13 protein-coding genes are annotated in these 17,170 nt (G+C 60.0%); 6 read left to right on the top strand and 7 right to left on the bottom strand.

What is annotated here, in order from left to right:
• Nucleotides 1-13 precede the first annotated feature (13 nt).
• Complete coding sequence (gene mscL / locus HV782_RS25215; protein WP_128614452.1) at nt 14-427, bottom strand: large-conductance mechanosensitive channel protein MscL; 414 nt, start codon at nt 425-427, stop codon at nt 14-16.
• 285 nt (nt 428-712) lie between these two features.
• Here mscL and katB point away from each other — a divergent pair, with 285 nt between their 5' ends.
• The 3 genes from katB to radA are packed head-to-tail and all read left to right on the top strand — an operon-like array spanning nt 713 to nt 4,265.
• Nucleotides 713-2,254: a catalase KatB gene (katB, locus tag HV782_RS25210; protein WP_186748037.1), complete on the top strand. Its 1,542-nt coding sequence runs from the start codon at nt 713-715 to the stop codon at nt 2,252-2,254.
• Between the two features lie 60 nt (nt 2,255-2,314).
• Nucleotides 2,315-2,851: an ankyrin repeat domain-containing protein gene (locus HV782_RS25205; RefSeq protein ID WP_186748038.1), complete on the top strand. Its 537-nt coding sequence runs from the start codon at nt 2,315-2,317 to the stop codon at nt 2,849-2,851.
• Nucleotides 2,852-2,897: 46 nt separating this feature from the next.
• On the top strand, nt 2,898-4,265 hold the full coding sequence (gene radA / locus HV782_RS25200; protein WP_007909773.1) for a DNA repair protein RadA: 1,368 nt from the start codon (nt 2,898-2,900) through the stop codon (nt 4,263-4,265).
• Between the two features lie 65 nt (nt 4,266-4,330).
• Here the strand turns inward: radA and HV782_RS25195 are convergent, their stop codons facing one another.
• Nucleotides 4,331-4,699, bottom strand: a complete 369-nt coding sequence (locus HV782_RS25195; RefSeq protein ID WP_128614450.1) for a PilZ domain-containing protein — start codon at nt 4,697-4,699, stop codon at nt 4,331-4,333.
• Between the two features lie 159 nt (nt 4,700-4,858).
• Between HV782_RS25195 and HV782_RS25190 the strand changes: the two genes are divergently transcribed.
• The 3 genes from HV782_RS25190 (at nt 4,859) to yjiA (ending at nt 8,269) form a co-directional block, all read left to right on the top strand.
• Nucleotides 4,859-6,925: a carbon starvation CstA family protein gene (locus HV782_RS25190; protein WP_186748039.1), complete on the top strand. Its 2,067-nt coding sequence runs from the start codon at nt 4,859-4,861 to the stop codon at nt 6,923-6,925.
• Between the two features lie 15 nt (nt 6,926-6,940).
• Entirely contained in the window at nt 6,941-7,138 is a 198-nt protein-coding gene (locus tag HV782_RS25185) for a YbdD/YjiX family protein (RefSeq protein WP_003228401.1), read from the top strand.
• Nucleotides 7,139-7,297: 159 nt separating this feature from the next.
• Nucleotides 7,298-8,269 carry a GTPase gene (yjiA, locus tag HV782_RS25180; RefSeq protein WP_186748040.1) on the top strand — a complete coding sequence of 324 codons (972 nt, stop codon included), beginning with the start codon at nt 7,298-7,300 and terminating at the stop codon, nt 8,267-8,269.
• A gap of 116 nt (nt 8,270-8,385) precedes the next feature.
• Here the strand turns inward: yjiA and HV782_RS25175 are convergent, their stop codons facing one another.
• The 5 genes from HV782_RS25175 to morA all read right to left on the bottom strand — a co-directional run bounded on the left by HV782_RS25175 (nt 8,386) and on the right by morA (nt 16,894).
• Nucleotides 8,386-9,096 carry a GntR family transcriptional regulator gene (locus tag HV782_RS25175; protein WP_186748041.1) on the bottom strand — a complete coding sequence of 237 codons (711 nt, stop codon included), beginning with the start codon at nt 9,094-9,096 and terminating at the stop codon, nt 8,386-8,388.
• Between the two features lie 19 nt (nt 9,097-9,115).
• Nucleotides 9,116-9,820: a FadR/GntR family transcriptional regulator gene (locus HV782_RS25170; RefSeq protein WP_123463980.1), complete on the bottom strand. Its 705-nt coding sequence runs from the start codon at nt 9,818-9,820 to the stop codon at nt 9,116-9,118.
• An 83-nt stretch (nt 9,821-9,903) separates the two neighbouring features.
• Nucleotides 9,904-11,217 (bottom strand): C4-dicarboxylate transporter DctA, encoded by a 1,314-nt coding sequence (locus HV782_RS25165; RefSeq protein WP_123463982.1) that lies wholly within the window; start codon nt 11,215-11,217, stop codon nt 9,904-9,906.
• Nucleotides 11,218-11,495: 278 nt separating this feature from the next.
• On the bottom strand, nt 11,496-12,749 hold the full coding sequence (gene glyA / locus HV782_RS25160) for a serine hydroxymethyltransferase (protein ID WP_123463984.1): 1,254 nt from the start codon (nt 12,747-12,749) through the stop codon (nt 11,496-11,498).
• 296 nt (nt 12,750-13,045) lie between these two features.
• Nucleotides 13,046-16,894 carry a cyclic di-GMP receptor MorA gene (gene morA, locus HV782_RS25155; RefSeq protein WP_186748042.1) on the bottom strand — a complete coding sequence of 1,283 codons (3,849 nt, stop codon included), beginning with the start codon at nt 16,892-16,894 and terminating at the stop codon, nt 13,046-13,048.
• Nucleotides 16,895-17,170 lie beyond the last annotated feature (276 nt).

The following is a 17,170-nucleotide window of genomic DNA, read 5'->3' as shown; positions in this document are numbered from 1 at the left end:
TGTCGTGCAGGGTTCAGGGCCGGTTGTTCTGGGCCTTGAGCAGATCGCGGATCTCGCCGAGCAATTCCTCTTCCTTGGTCGGAACCGGTGGCAGCGTCGGGGCCACGGCCTCTTCGCGCTTGAGGCGATTGATGGCTTTGACACCCATGAAAATCGCGAACGCGACGATCATGAAGTCGAGAATGCTCTGGATGAATTTGCCGTAGGCCATCACGACCGCAGGGGCGCTGCCCTCGGCGGCCTTGAGCGTTATGGCGAGATCGCTGAAGTCCACCCCGCCGATCAACAGGCCGATCGGCGGCATGATCACGTCACCGACAAACGACGAAACAATCTTGCCGAAGGCTGCACCGATGATGATACCGACGGCCATGTCGACCACATTGCCTTTGACCGCGAAGGCCTTGAACTCACTTAGCACGCCCATAGGTTATTTCCTTGTTACAGATGAGTTTGGTGTACGCAGTGTAAATCAGCAAAACGCGTCCTGCGCGAAACACCTTCTTACAATGCCCGTTTTTATCGACACATTAATCGACGAATAGTTTGCAAAGTGCCACTAATCGCGCGCGAAATACGCCGTAACTCGCTGATCGGGAAGCTAAATTTCTCAATCATCGAGTTACGAACTTTCTATTTATGTTTGCCGGTTTTGCCCTCTAGCCTCTGATTGGCGCACCTGGATGCGCCCAAAAAACCAGAGGAACCTGATATGAATCCCACGCTTGGCTTAGGGGCATTTCCCCATCGCCGTACTCTTGGCGTACTCACCGCCAGCCTGTTGACCTTCTCCGTACACGCCGCGCCCCTGACCCGGGACAACGGTGCGGCGGTGGGCGACAACCAGAACTCGCAAACCGCCGGAGCCAATGGCCCGGTGCTGCTGCAGGATGTGCAATTGATCCAGAAGCTGCAGCGGTTCGACCGCGAGCGAATCCCCGAGCGCGTGGTGCATGCCCGCGGTACCGGCGCCCATGGCACCTTCACGGTGACCAATGATCTGAGCGACCTGAGCAAGGCCAAGGTGTTCGCCGCCGGCCAGAGCACCCCGGTGTTCGTGCGTTTTTCCGCCGTGGTGCACGGCAACCACTCCCCCGAAACCCTGCGTGATCCGCGCGGTTTCGCCACCAAGTTCTATACCGCCGATGGTAACTGGGATCTGGTCGGCAACAATTTTCCGACGTTCTTCATTCGCGATGCGATCAAATTCCCGGACATGGTGCATGCGTTCAAGCCCGATCCGCGCACCAATCTGGATGACGACTCGCGTCGTTTCGACTTCTTCTCCCATGTACCGGAAGCGACGCGCACCCTGACCGAGCTGTATTCAAATTCGGGAACGCCGGCCAGTTATCGCGAGATGGACGGTAACGGTGTACATGCCTACAAGTTGATCAATACCAAAGGCGAAGTGCATTACGTCAAGTTCCACTGGAAGAGTTTGCAGGGGATCAATAACCTCACGCCGAAAGAAGTCAGCAAAGTTCAGGGTCAGGATTACAGTCATATGACCAACGATCTTGTAACTAACATTAATAAAGGTAACTTCCCTAAATGGGACTTGTACATTCAAGTGCTGAAACCACAAGATTTGTCCAAGTTTGATTTTGACCCGCTGGATGCAACCAAGATCTGGCCGGGTATTGCAGAACGAAAAGTTGGACAAATGGTGTTGAACCGTAATCCGGCTAATGTGTTTCAGGAAACTGAACAAGTAGCGATGGCACCGGCCAATGTTGTGCCGGGAATCGAACCTTCGGAAGATCGCTTATTGCAAGGTCGCGTATTCTCTTATGCCGATACTCAGATGTATCGCCTGGGTGCCAATGCGCTGCAACTGCCGATCAACGCCCCTAAAGTTGCGGTCAATAACGGCAATCAGGATGGTGCGATGAACTTCGGCGCAACGCAGTCTGGCGTGAATTACCAGCCGAGCCGTCTGCAGCCGCGCGAAGAGCCGCGAGACGCCCGTTACAGCCAGTTGGCACTGTCGGGCAGCACCCAGCAGGCGAAGATCCAGCGCGAGCAGAACTTCAAGCAGGCCGGCGATCTGTACCGTTCCTTCAACAAGCAGGAGCGTCAGGACCTGATCGACAATTTCGGCGGCTCCCTGGCCACCACCGACGACGAGAGCAAGCACATCATTCTGTCCTTCCTTTATAAGGCCGATCCGGAATACGGCACCGGCGTGACCAAAGTGGCCAAGGGTGACCTGGGCCGGGTCAAGGCACTGGCGGCGAAACTGGTCGACTGATCCCGACGCCATGCAATGCGGGGCCTGATTCAGGCCCCGTTCTACCCAAGGAGAGCGTTTATGCGTCCTTATCTTTTACTGTTGCTCGGATGCCTGTCCTTCGCAGTGCAGGCCGAACAGAGCCCCGAGGCGATCAAGGCACAACTGCAGGACTACTATTTTGATGCCGCCCGCCGCGGTGACGTGCCGATGCTCGACACCTTCATCGAGTCCGGCTATTCCCTTGATACCCGCGACAGCAAGGGCTACACCGCGTTGATTCTGGCGGCGTATCACGGCCAGGGCGCGGCAGTAGACCGCTTGCTGGCGGCGGGCGCTGATGCCTGCGCGCAGGACCTGCGTGGCAACACGGCGCTGATGGGCGCAATTTTCAAGGGCGAGATCCAGATCGCCCGGCGATTGATGGCCACCGATTGCAATGCCGACCAGCGCAATGGCGCCGGACAGACTGCGGCGATGTACGCCGGGCTGTTCAAGCGCGTCGAATTGCTCGACGCGCTCAAGGCCAAAGGGGCCGACCTCAATGCCGAAGACCCGCTGGGCAACAGCGCCGCGCGTCTGGCCAGTGGCGAGATCCGTATTGCCGCGCCGCGCTGAGCTGCGGCGTCTGCGTTATCATCGCGGTTTTGCTCCGGGGGTTCAGATGGCCAAGGCCAAGCGCATGTATGGCTGCACCGAATGCGGCGCAACATTTCCCAAATGGGCCGGGCAGTGCGGTGAATGCGGTGCCTGGAACACCCTGACCGAAACCATGATCGAAAGCGGCGGAGCGACAGCGCCGACCGGGCGCACCGGCTGGGCTGGACAACAGGCGCAGATCAAGACCCTGGCCGAAGTCAGCATCGAAGAGATTCCGCGTTTTTCCACCGCCTCCGGTGAACTGGATCGCGTGCTGGGTGGCGGTCTGGTCGACGGTTCCGTGGTGCTGATCGGTGGTGATCCCGGTATCGGCAAGTCGACGATTCTGTTGCAAACCCTGTGCAATCTCGCCAAGAGCATGCCGGCGCTGTACGTCACCGGCGAAGAGTCCCAGCAACAAGTGGCCATGCGTGCCCGCCGTCTCGGGTTGCCTCAGGATCAACTGCGGGTGATGACCGAAACCTGCATCGAAACCATCATCGCCACGGCCCGTCAGGAAAAACCCAAGGTGATGGTGATCGACTCGATCCAGACGATCTTCACCGAGCAATTGCAATCGGCGCCCGGCGGCGTTTCGCAAGTGCGTGAGAGTGCGGCGTTGCTGGTGCGCTACGCCAAGCAAAGCGGCACCGCGATTTTCCTCGTTGGCCACGTCACCAAGGAAGGCGCACTCGCCGGCCCCCGGGTGCTTGAGCACATGGTCGACACCGTGCTGTATTTCGAGGGCGAATCCGATGGCCGGTTGCGCTTGCTGCGCGCGGTGAAGAACCGTTTCGGTGCGGTCAATGAACTGGGCGTGTTCGGCATGACCGACAAGGGCCTTAAAGAGGTTTCCAACCCATCGGCGATTTTCCTCACCCGCGCCCAGGAAGAAGTCCCGGGCAGTGTGGTAATGGCGACGTGGGAAGGCACCCGGCCGATGCTGGTGGAAGTGCAGGCGCTGGTCGATGACAGCCATCTGGCCAACCCGCGTCGGGTGACGCTGGGGCTGGATCAGAACCGCCTGGCGATGTTGCTCGCGGTGCTGCACCGCCACGGCGGCATTCCGACCCACGATCAGGACGTGTTCCTCAACGTGGTCGGTGGGGTCAAGGTGCTGGAAACAGCGTCCGACCTGGCGTTGATGGCGGCGGTGATGTCGAGCCTGCGCAACCGGCCGCTGCCCCACGATCTGCTGGTGTTTGGCGAAGTGGGCCTGTCGGGCGAAGTGCGTCCGGTGCCGAGCGGGCAGGAGCGCTTGAAAGAAGCTGCCAAGCATGGCTTCAAGCGGGCGATCGTGCCGAAGGGCAATGCGCCGAAGGAATCCCCGCCGGGTTTGCAGATCATCGCCGTGACCCGCCTCGAACAGGCCCTCGACGCGCTCTTCGAATAACTTGAACCCACCGCATAACCTGTAGGAGCTGGCCAGCCAGCGCCTACAGGATTCAATTGTGGATTCTAGATTTCGATCAGGGCGCCCAGTTCGCGCTCCAGTTCGGCTTCGTCAGCCAGGTTCAGCTCGATCAGCCGCCGCAAGCGCTGGATCGATTCCAGGCCGATATGCCGGCAGACAAAACCCAACTGACCCTGATCTTCATGGGCCAGATGCACATCCATCTGGATATCGACGTCATCGCTCAGATGGATGTCGACGAAAAAATCCTGCTCCGCATTCCCCAGCCACGGCTCGGGCCGCTCGATCAGCAGCCCTTTGAGTGACAGGTCGATCAGCTTGACCGGCCAGATGAATTGGCCCTGACTCAGCTCGGTTCTGGCATCGAACGCAATACGTTTGAAGCGACGGCGATTGGCTGGGTGTTCGCTCATGACGCAATCCTCGGAAGAGTTCGCTGACTATAGACCCGACCAATGGGTGCCTGCCAATCAACCAAGCGTCTAGACCAATGTCGGGGTATGGCCTTTGGCGCCAGTAGCGCTAAACTCGGGGTGGCTGTCTTTCTTGTCCACCCTGGCTGGAATAATAAAATGAAAAATAATAATAGCCTGCTGCGCCACTTACCCTGGCTAGTGCTGGCAATCGTAGGAGCGTGCGCCCTGGGCGTAGTGGCATTACGCCGAGGAGAGGCGATCAACGCCTTGTGGATCGTGGTCGCTGCCGTGGCCATTTATCTGGTCGCGTACCGTTACTACAGTCTGTTCATCGCCAACAACGTGATGCAACTCGACCCGCGTCGGGCCACCCCCGCCGTGCTCAACAACGACGGTCTGGACTATGTGCCGACCAACAAACACATTCTTTTCGGTCACCACTTCGCAGCGATTGCTGGCGCAGGGCCTCTGGTTGGCCCAGTGCTGGCGGCGCAGATGGGGTATCTGCCCGGCACGCTGTGGCTGATTGCCGGGGTGGTGCTGGCGGGCGCCGTGCAGGACTTCATGGTCCTGTTCATGTCGACCCGGCGCAACGGCCGTTCCCTGGGTGACATGGTGCGTGAGGAAATGGGCCGTATCCCCGGCACCATTGCCCTGTTCGGCTGCTTCCTGATCATGATCATCATCCTCGCGGTGCTGGCGCTGATCGTGGTCAAGGCGCTGGCCGAGAGCCCGTGGGGCATCTTCACCGTGATGGCGACCATCCCGATCGCGATGTTCATGGGCATTTACATGCGCTACATCCGCCCGGGCCGCATCGGCGAGATCTCCGTGGTCGGCGTATTGCTGCTGCTCGGGTCGATCTGGCTCGGTGGGCAGATTGCCGCTGATCCGGTGTGGGCCAAGGCGTTCACCTTCACTGGCGTGCAGATTACCTGGATGCTGGTCGGTTACGGCTTTGTGGCTGCATCGCTACCGGTGTGGCTGATTCTGGCGCCGCGTGACTATCTGTCGACTTTCCTCAAGATCGGTACCATCGTCGCCTTGGCGATCGGCATTCTGGTGACCATGCCCGAGCTGAAAATGCCGGCACTGACCCAGTTCGTCGACGGCACCGGCCCGGTGTGGAAGGGCGGTCTGTTCCCGTTCCTGTTCATCACCATCGCTTGCGGTGCGGTGTCCGGTTTCCATGCACTGATTTCTTCGGGCACCACGCCGAAGCTTTTGGATAACGAAACCAACGCCCGTTACATCGGTTACGGCGGCATGCTGATGGAGTCGTTCGTGGCGATCATGGCCATGGTTGCCGCTTCGGTGATCGAGCCAGGCGTGTACTTCGCCATGAACAGCCCGGCCGCCGTGGTCGGCAGTGATGCCGCGTCAGTGGCGCAAATGGTCACGAGCTGGGGCTTCGCGATCACGCCGGAAGCGCTGCAAGCCGTGGCTCACGACATCGGCGAGACCACCATTCTGGCCCGTGCCGGTGGTGCGCCGACCCTGGCGGTCGGTATCGCGCAGATCCTGCACAGTGTCCTGCCGGGTGAGAACACCATGGCGTTCTGGTACCACTTCGCGATCCTGTTTGAAGCGCTGTTCATCCTGACTGCTGTGGACGCCGGCACCCGTGCCGGGCGCTTCATGCTGCAGGACCTGCTCGGCTCCTTTGTGCCGGCGCTCAGACGTACCGAATCGTGGACCGCCAACCTGATTGCCACCGCCGGTTGTGTGGCGATGTGGGGCTGGTTGCTGTATCAAGGTGTGATCGACCCATTGGGCGGCATCAACACCTTGTGGCCACTGTTCGGTATCTCCAACCAGATGCTGGCCGGTATCGCGCTGATGCTCGGCACCGTGGTCCTGATCAAAATGAAGCGCCAGCGCTACATTTGGGTCACTCTGCTGCCAGCCACCTGGCTGCTGATCTGCACCACCACGGCGGGCTTCATCAAGTTGTTCGACGCCAACCCGGCGATCGGCTTCCTGTCGCTGGCCAAGAAATACAGCGATGCGCTGGCCAATGGTCAGGTGCTGGCACCGGCAAAAAGCGTTGAGCAAATGCAGCACGTGATCTTCAACGCTTACACCAACGCAACGCTTACCGCGCTGTTCCTGTTCGTGGTCTTCAGCATCCTGTTCTACGCGCTCAAGGTCGGCATCGCCGCCTGGGGCAAAAAAGAGCGTACGGATAAAGAATCGCCATTCCAGGCTCTGCCGGATGCGTAACCAGAGGATTGCACCATGTTCAATGACCTGAGTCGCCTCGGTAAATACCTCGGTCAGGCCGCGCGCCTGATGGTCGGCATGCCCGACTACGACACCTACGTCGAGCATATGCAAACCAAGCACCCGGACAAACCGGTGATGAGCTACGAGATGTTCTTTCGCGAACGTCAGGAAGCCCGTTACGGTGGCAAGGGTGGGCCGAAGTGCTGTTGAGCTGACAGCGCAAGGTTGAGGTAATCCCTGTGGGAGCGAGCCTGCTCGCGAATACGGAGTGTCAGTTGATGAATAATTTGACTGGCACACCGCTTTCGCGAGCAAGCTCGCTCCCACATTTGTTTTTGTGTTGTTCATTCATTTGAAGGAGATCGAGTTTTGTCCTCTCCCATTCCGGTCACGGTACTCAGCGGTTTTCTCGGCGCCGGCAAGACCACCTTGCTGCGGCACCTGCTCAAAGCCGAGCACGGCCTGAAAATCGCCGTGATCGAAAACGAATTCAGCGACGCCGGCATCGACACTCAGTTGCTGGGTGATGAGCCGGTGCAAGTCATGACCCTGGCCAACGGCTGCGTCTGCTGCACCATTCACACTGACCTGACCAAGGCCCTGTACCTTCTGCTCGAACGCCTGGACAGCGGCGAAATCGCCTTCGACCGTCTGGTGATCGAGTGCACTGGCCTGGCCGACCCGGCCCCGGTGGCGCAAACCTTCTTCATTGAGGAAGAACTGCGCGAGCGCTACCTGCTTGACGGCATCATCACCCTGGTGGATGCCGCCCACGCCGATCTGCACCTGACCCAGACCATCGCCCAGGCACAGATCGGTTTCGCCGACCGCTTGCTGGTGAGCAAGACCGATCTGGTGGACGAGGCGACGTTCACCGCGCTGAGCGAACGCCTGACGCGAATCAACCGTCGTGCGCCGATCCGCGTGGTCGAACATGGCAAGATCAATCTGGCTGAACTGCTGGATGTGCGCGGCTTCAACCTCAACGCTGATCTCGGCGGCGGGGTGAGTCTGCGTCCGGTCAGCAAGGCGCCCTCCATCGACCGTATCTCCAGCCTGGTGCTGCGCACTGAGCAACCGCTGGATATCGATCAGCTCAGCGAGTTCATGAATGAGCTGCTGGAAGACCACGGCAAGCAATTGCTGCGCTACAAAGGCGTACTGAACATCGCTGGTGAGGATCGGCGCCTGGTGTTTCAGGGCGTGCTGAAGCTCTATGGTTTCGACTGGGATACCGAATGGGCCGAGGGTGAGGCGCGGGAAAGCGTAATTGTGTTTATTGCCGATGATTTGCCGGAAGAGAAGATTCGGGCGGGGTTTGCCAAAGTGGCTTCTGCCTGATGGATCTTGGTTGTCAGTGATGGCCTCTTCGCGAGCAAGCTCGCTCCCACAGGAGACCGTATTCTGTCCAGAGAAATGCGGTCAACTGTGGGAGCGAGCTTGCTCGCGAAGGCGATTTAACCGACAACACAACGCTTGACGGTTGGCCCCAGCAGCGTCTGCTCAAGATGATCCAGATGTCGATTCATCAGCATCCCGGCCGTGGAAGCATCGCCTTGCTCCACCGCCTCGATCAACGCCAGATGCTCCTGCCACGCGCAACAGCTGTGCGTCTGGCACTTACTTCGCGCAATCGCCAGTGACGTCAGCGGCACCAGGCTGCCGAGAAAATGCGCCAGCGGGGCATTCCCCGCCATTTGCGCCAACTGCAGATGAAACTCTCCGGATAAGCGAATCGCCGCCCCCCGCCGATCCTGTTCGATGGCCAGGCGCTCGCGCTCGATCAGCGTGCGCACGCGCTTCAAAGCGTCTGCCTGCGGGCGCTGACAGGCCAGATACACCAGCGTGCTTTCGGTCAGGCGCCGCGCCTGCAGAGCTTGCCGTGTCTGCTCCGGATCCGGTTCCGCCACCCGTGGCCGGTGATTGGCCCGCAGCACAATGATGTGCTCATGTGACAGTTGGGTCAGTACCCGGCGCACGTCTGCACGGCTGGCGCCGAACATGTCTTTCAGGCTGTCTTCGGTAAAACGGCTGGCCGAATGGATGCGCCGCTCGAGAATCGCATCGAACAGTCGCGGATACAGATCCGCCGCCGGTGCGCGCGGGCGGGAGAAGGGCAGGGGCGTCGGGGGCTGGCGAGTGGGCGACGCTGCGGCAAAACTGTTCATGGCCTGTCTCCAGTTGGGGTCAGCGACTCAAGTGGTCATCCGGAATATTCAGTTCGATACCCATCCGCTGGCCCTCACGCAGAATGTGCCGACGCATTTCGGCGCTGGCCTGGGCGCTGTTCTTGCTGCGGATGGCGCGTACCACCGCCTCGTTTTCTTCCAGGCGTTCGGCCAAGTGTTCGGGCGAATTGCGCAACACTTCGGCGCTTTGCTTGAGGGCGTTGCTGGTCTGTTGCACCACGCTCTGGAAGATCGGGTTGGAGGTCAGGGTGAACAATTCTTCGTGAAAGGCGATGTAGGCGCTGACTCCGGCTTCGCTGTCGCCCGCTTCCAGCGCTTCGCGCATGTCCATCAAGGTCAGGCGCAGTTGCCCGACTTCCTTGCTGCTGATCGACTGCGCCACCAGACCGACGATGAACGGTTCCAGGGTGTAGCGCAGTTGCAGCACGTCTTCGAGGCTGGCGCCGGCGACTGCGCTGTCGTGATTCTGGCTGTCGCTCATTTGCGCATCGAGCACGACCACGCCTTTGCCCGGCATCGAGCGTACAAGGCCGAGGGTTTCCAGGACGATGACCGCTTCGCGCAGGCTTGGGCGGCTGATGCCCAGTTGCTCGGCCAGTTCGCGCTGGCCCGGCAGCATCTCGCCGGAGCGCCACTGGCCACGGGCGAGGGCGCTGCGCAGTTTTTCTACGACTGAGTTGACGACGGTTGATGTGGTAATCACTTGTCTTGCTCCATGTGCCCGTCAGGAGCCGGCAAACGAAGATCAAAAGATCGCAGCCTGCGGCAGCTCCTGCAGGAGTTAAATCAGAACTCTTGCTGGTGCGCCGGAGTTGCTGTTTTACGCGGTTGAAAGGTGTAGCCCTGCTGACCGCTGAGTACTTTGTTTGCGCGTTGCACGTCGATGTCCTTTTCCCAACGGGCGATGGCCACGGTGGCGACACAGTTGCCGATCAGGTTGGTCAGTGCGCGGCCGATGCCCATGAACCAGTCCACGGCCAGGACCAGCACCAGACCGACCACCGGGATTGCCGGAATCGCCGTCAGCGTGGCCGCCAGAATCACCAGTGCCGAGCCGGGAATGCCGTGGGCGCCTTTGGAGGTGATCAGCGACACCAGCAGAATGGTCAGCAAGTCGGTCATGGCCAGTGGTGTGCCGGTGGCGTTGGCGATAAACACAATCGCCAGGGTCAGGTAGATCGAAAAACCGTCGAGGTTGAACGAGTAGCCAGTGGGGATCACCAGGCCGACCGTCGAGCTGCCAATGCCGAGATGTTCAAGTTTGCGCATGATTTGTGGCAGCACGGCGTCGGAGGAGGCGGTGCCCATGACAATCAGCAATTCTTCGCGCAGGTATTTGAGCAACGGCCACAGACGCAGGCCGGACGCACGCATCACCAGACCCAGAATCACGCTGACGAACGCCATGCAGGTCAGGTAGAACAGGCCGACCAGGCTGCCCAGGTGTTGCAGCGAATCGAGACCGTATTTGCTGGTGGTGAAAGCAATGGCGCCGAACACCCCGATTGGCGCCAGACGCACGATCATGCCCATGATCCGGAAAATCACATGGCTCAGTTCGTTGATCAACCGCGAGATCCCGGATGCTGCTTCACCGACCAGATTCAAGGCACTGCCGAACAACACCGAGAACAGCAGCACTTGCAGGATGTTGTTGTCGGCGAAGGCGCCGAGCACCGAGGTCGGAATCAAATCCATCAGGAACTGCGTGGTGGTGTGTATGTGTTGACCGCGTTCGGCGATGTCGCCCATGTCGGCGGCAGACAATTGTTCAAGATGGATATTCGCGCCGCTGCCAATGCCGGTGCTGAAGGCGAATACCAGGCCGATCACCAACGCGAGGGTGGTCAGCACTTCGAAGTAGATCACCGATTTGAGGCCGATGCGCCCGACCTTTTTCAGATCACCCGCGCCGCTGATGCCGCTGACCACCACGCAGAACACGATCAGGCCGATGAGCATCTTGATCAGTTTGATGAAGCCGTCGCCGAGCGGTTTGAGTTGAGCAGAGTATTCGGGAAGGGTCAGCCCGCAGACGATGCCAAGCACCAGTCCGAGAACCACTTGGAGGAAGATTGAACGCGAGCACCATCTGAGCATGGGAGGAATCCTGGTCGGTGTCCTGGCTGCCGTGCGCGGGGCGCATCAGATTGAGGACTTAATTATTGTGGTCTTACCGGTATGTCCAGTGCAGGCGCAGTCTAGGATTGGTTTTGGCGGGATCGCAAGTGAAAAATGACGAATTGGCATGACCGGTCTGACCAGTCAGGGGCAATGCCGCGTTCTTGAGCCATTCACGGGTTTGAAAATTTTTTGCAGGCGAAAAAAAACCGGCCATCACTGGCCGGTTTTTTCATGCTGCGGGTTTAACGTCGCAATTAAGCGCCGTACACCGGCAGTTTCTTGCAGATGGCTTTGACTTTCTCACGCACGGCGTCGATCACCGCTTCGTTGTTCAGGTCAGCCAGGATGTCGCAGATCCAGCCAGCCAGCTCTTTGCACTCTGCTTCCTTGAAGCCGCGAGTGGTCACAGCCGGGGTACCGAAACGCAGGCCGGAAGTGACGAATGGCGAGCGTGGATCGTTAGGCACGGAGTTCTTGTTCACGGTGATGAACGCTTTGCCCAGAGCGGCGTCGGCGTCTTTACCGGAGATGTCCTGCTTGATCAGCGACAGCAGGAACAGGTGGTTCTTGGTACCGCCGGAGACTACGTCGAAACCGCGCGCGATGAACACTTCGGCCATGGCCTGGGCGTTCTTCACCACTTGTTCCTGGTAAGCCTTGAACTCAGGCTGCAGCGCTTCCTTGAAGCAGATCGCTTTAGCGGCGATCACGTGCTCCAGCGGGCCACCCTGGGCGCCCGGGAATACTGCGGAGTTCAGCTTTTTCTCGATCTCGGCGTTGGCGCGCGCCAGGATCAGGCCGCCACGTGGACCGCGCAGGGTCTTGTGGGTGGTGGTGGTCACGACGTCAGCGAAAGGCACCGGGTTCGGGTAGACGCCAGCGGCGACCAGACCGGCTACGTGAGCCATGTCGACGAACAGGTAGGCACCGACTTTGTCAGCGATTGCACGGAAGCGCGGGAAGTCGAGGATCTGCGAGTAGGCAGAGAAACCGGCCACGATCATTTTCGGCTTGTGCTCAACGGCCAGACGCTCGACTTCGTCGTAGTCGATCAGGCCGTTGGCGTCGATGCCGTACTGCACCGCGTTGTACAGCTTGCCGGAGGACGACACGCTGGCGCCGTGGGTCAGGTGACCACCATGGGCCAGGCTCATGCCCAGGATGGTGTCGCCACCTTGCAGCAGGGCCAGGTAGACCGCGGCGTTGGCTTGCGAACCGGCGTGCGGCTGAACGTTGGCGTAATCGGCGCCGAACAGCTCTTTTGCACGATCAATTGCAAGCTGCTCAACAACGTCGACGTACTCGCAACCACCGTAGTAGCGCTTGCCCGGGTAGCCTTCGGCGTACTTGTTGGTCAGTACCGAGCCTTGAGCTTCCATCACCGCAGGGCTGGTGTAGTTTTCCGAAGCGATCAGCTCAATGTGCTCTTCCTGGCGCTGAGCTTCTTGCTCCATGGCGGCAAAGAGATCGGCGTCGTACTTGGCAATAGTCAAATCACGGCTGAACATGGCGGTCCTCAAGGATCGGGGGCAGAAAAGGGGGGCATTCTAACTCAATGGGTTTTGGATGGCATATGAAACGACATCATGTCGCAGACAAGTGGCATTCATGACAGATGTGCGGTGCATCTGCCGGCCCCATCGCTGGCAAGCCAGCTCCCACAATGTCTGTGTTTCAATCGGAGAATATTGATCCACGGCAAGTCCTCGGGGAAACCGGAGTGGCCGCAGGATTTCGTGATCGCCATCCATCCCTGTGGGAGCTGGCTTGCCAGCGATGAGGTCAGGAGCAACACCCGAAGGTTTCAGTCGAACATGAAGAGGGCGTCGTTACTGAACTGCGCCTCAAACCGGCTCGCCGGCATCGGCCGGCCGAACAGATAGCCCTGCACCTCATCGCAACCGTGCTCGCGCAGGAAGTCCAGTTGCTCATGGGTTTCCACGCCTTCGGCGATCACCGCCAGGTTCAGGCTGTGGGCCATGGCGATGATCGCCCGAGCAATCTGCGCGTCCTGTTCACCGGACGGCAAGCCATCGACGAAGGTACGGTCGATCTTCAGCACGTCGATCGGGAATTGCTTGAGGTAATTCAACGATGAATAACCGGTGCCGAAGTCGTCGACCGCAATGCTCAGGCCGAGGTTTTTCAGGCCGGCGAGAATCTGCATCGCCTCGCTGACTTCGCGCATCAGGATACTTTCGGTCAGTTCCAGCTCCAGGCACGCCGGCGGCAGGCCGGTTTCGCGCAGGATCGTGGCGATCCGCGTGCCGAGCTGGCCATCGGAGAACTGTCGCGCGGAAATGTTCACCGAGACCTTCGGCACCCGCACCCGGCTCTGGTGCCAGGTCTTGAGCTGACGGCAGGCCTCGCTGATCACCCAGTCGCCCACGTCTACCACCAGACCGAGCTCTTCCAGCACCGGAATGAAATCCCCCGGCGGCACCAGTCCGCGACGCGGATGACGCCAGCGCAGCAGCGCTTCAGCGCCGGTCAGGCGTTTGCCGTCGCCGCTGAATTGCGGCTGGTAATACAGGACGAATTCGTTCTGTTCGAGGGCGTGGCGCAGGTCGCTTTCCAGCTCCAGACGTTCCAGCGCGCTGGCGTTCATGTCGGCCTGGTAGAACTGGAAGTTGTTCTTGCCGCGTTCCTTGGCGTGGTACATCGCGGTGTCGGCGTTCTTCATCAACTGGCTGAGTTCGTTGCCGTCCTGCGGACTCAGGGCGATACCGATACTCGCGGTGACAAAGAATTCACGACCTTCGAGCACAAACGGCCGCACCAGGCTGGCGAGGATCTGCTCGGCGACATGAATCGCCCGGTTCAAGGCCATTTCGCGGCTGGAGCGATGTTGCAGCAGCAAGGTGAATTCGTCGCCGCCCATGCGCGCCACGGTGTCGTCATCGTCGACGCAGGCCAGCAGGCGCGTGGCCATGTCTTTCAACATGCGGTCGCCGGCGGCGTGGCCGAGGGAGTCGTTGATCGGTTTGAAACGGTCGAGGTCGAGGAACATCAGTACCACCCACGACTTCTGCCGCTCGGCCGATTGCAGTGCGGTGTGCAGGCGATCCTGGAACAGCGTGCGGTTTGGCAGATGGGTCAGGGCGTCGTAGTAGGCGAGGCGGTGAATCCGCTGTTCGCTGGCCTTGCGCTCGCTGATGTCGCTGAAGAAGCACACGTAACTGGCGAGGTCGCCTTCATCGTCGAGTACCGCAGTGATGCCGACCCACGCCGGGTAATGCTCGCCATTACGGCGCTTGAGCCAGACTTCGCCTTCCCAGGTGCTGTGCTGGTGCAATTGCTTGAGCACGTAGCGCAGGTGCGCGTCCTGTTGCTCGTCGACGGTGAGCATGTTCGGCAACTGATCGAGCACCTCCGACACGGCGTAACCGCTGACCCGGCTGAAGGCTTCGTTGGCCTGCACGATGTAGCCGGCGGGGTCGGTGATCAGGATCGCCGACGTCGAGTGTTCAAATACCGTAGCGGCCATGCGCAGGTCTTTTTCGGCGCGGCGTTGCTGGCTGATGTCGCGGCCGACGCCGAGCACGCCTTCGAACGCGCCATGTTCGTCCCACACCAGCACCAGGCGCAGTTCGATCGGAATCTTGCGGCCGTCTGCGCGCAGGCAATCGAACAGGAACATTTGGGTCTGCACCTGGTTGCGCAGCACGGCCAGTTGTTCAGGCTTGTCGAGCGCTTTGCTGACCCGGTCCATCAGGGAGTAAATGCCGCTCAGCTGTTGCGGGTTGGCGATGGTCGATTGCCAGCCGTTCTGGAAAATCCACTCGGCGTCGTAGCCCAGCACTGCCTGCACCGACGGGCTGACGTAGTTCAGCGACAGCTTGCTGTCGGTGGAGAAAATCACGTCGCTGATGCTTTCGGCGAGCATGCGGTAGCGCTGTTCGCTGTCGCGCAGGGATTCGCTGGCCTCGATCTGTTCGGTGATGTCCTTGGCCACGCCGATGATCCGCGTGACCTGATCGTGTTTGTCCCGGGCCAGCGCCTGCTCGCGAATATCGAAACGCCGCCACTTGCCGTCACGATGACGGAAACGCAACTGGCATTGCAGCAACTGGCTGTAGCCGGCGTGCCGCTGCATCTGCCGCGAACGGTGGTAGTAATCGGCGTCTTCCGGGTGCAGGAGGATTTCCCAGAAGTACTCGCCCATCTGATGCAGTTCGGTGCGGTTGTAACCGAGGGTCTGGCCGAGGTGGTGGTTGCTGAAAATCATCCGCTGGCTGATCACGTCCTGCACGTACAGATGATCCGGCACGGTGCGCACCACGTCCGACCAGAAACCTTCGCGCTCCAGCAACGACAGCTCGATCAGCTTGCGGCTGGTGATGTCGTTGATGCTGAGGATCACCGCTTTGTAGTCGTGCTGTTCCTGCGGCAGGCGCAATACCATCCACAGGTGCTGGTCGCGGCCGTTACTGTTCGGCAGTTTGACTTCCAGTTCCAGCTGCTTTTGCTGCTGCAGGACGGCGTCGAGCACCTGATTGCCGATCGCGCAGTGGTAGTGCGGATGGCCGTCAATCAACAGCTGCCAGGCGTGTTCGCAGGAATTGACGTTGAGCAGTTGCAGCGCCACCTGGTTGACCTCGGTGACGCGCAATTCCTGCAGCAGTTGCTGGCGTTGCACCGGTTGGTCGAGCCAGGCCTTGAGCTGATCGCTGGTCTGAATCTGCGCCCTGTCGAAGAATTGCTTGAGCCCGGACAGGTCCAGCACACACAGCGCGACGCCGGTGCCTTCGAAAATATCCTGATAACGCCGACGCCCTTCATGCACCTGACGCTGGCGACGACGCATGTTCAGCAGCGCGATCACCGGCAACATCGAGAAGGCCAGGCCCAACAGGCATTTGCCGATGAACGCCGGGAGCAGTTCTTCGAGTACGCGCTGCCGATCGAACAGACCACGCAACTGCCAGTCGCTGCTGCTCAGCGGCACGGTCAGCACGGTGTTGGCCAGATCGTCCGGTGTCAGGACACCGGGTTTGGCTGCGGGCAGGGCTTCGTCGCGGCTGATGATCTGATGGTTGACGCGGTTTTCCACCAGCCACAGGGGCCGCGCTCCGGCTTCGTTCTGTTTGGTCAGCGAATCGAAAAATGTCGGCGTCAGACGCAGGGCCCAATAGCCGCGGGAGCTGCCACTGGCCTGATGCAGTAACAGGTGCACCACCGACCCGTCATCGGCGTTGCTGAAATAATGGGCTTGCGAATGACTGCGGCGCACCAGTTCGGTGAGGTAGTCGGCGTCAGCACTGTTGGCGGCGCTGTCGCTGATGATTCTGCCGGAAGGGCTGAGCAGCGCGATGCTGCGCAGGTCCGGCAGCGAACGCTGCAGCTTGCGCAGCAAGGCCTGCTGTTCGTCGGCCGATTGCGGTTGTTCGACGATCGGTAGCAGGTTGAGGGCGATTTGCGCGTTCAGCGCCATGTTCAGGCTGACCTGCGAAGCGAGATCGGCGGTGTAGTCGATGGTGTACTGACGCTGGTTTTTCTGGGTTTCACGCAGTTGATCGAGCAGTTGCCAGAACAGCAAGGCCAGCAATAAAAGCACCAGCGTCGCCAGCGCGCCCTTCAATGTTCCGCGCAGGGGCGAGCCGGGCGCCGGTTGGAGGCTGCTCACAGAGGCTGGCGGAGTGACGTTGGACAAGCTGTAATCCTGCGATTTGGCTGGACTGGCGCGACGTGCACTATAAGCCGGACGCCCAAAGGGCGGCTAGCATGCCTTGAGTTGTGGCGAAGTGCCAGCCCCACTCGGCTGGACTGCCACCGGTCATTAAGGTAGCTTTGCCGGTTACGCGGGAGCGTTCCAGCTCCTAGAATCAGACTTTTTCAGCGCGCACGCATTGATGGCCATCAAGTGGTCTAGTGAACGACGCGCATCGGTCTGGCCGGGCATCGCCTGCGCTCCAATCATTCATCTGTC

This window comes from Pseudomonas monsensis (assembly GCF_014268495.2).
Taxonomy (GTDB): Bacteria; Pseudomonadota; Gammaproteobacteria; order Pseudomonadales; family Pseudomonadaceae; genus Aquipseudomonas; species Aquipseudomonas monsensis.
Note: the sequence above shows the minus strand (reverse complement) of the source record. Positions and strands in the feature narration are given on the sequence as shown.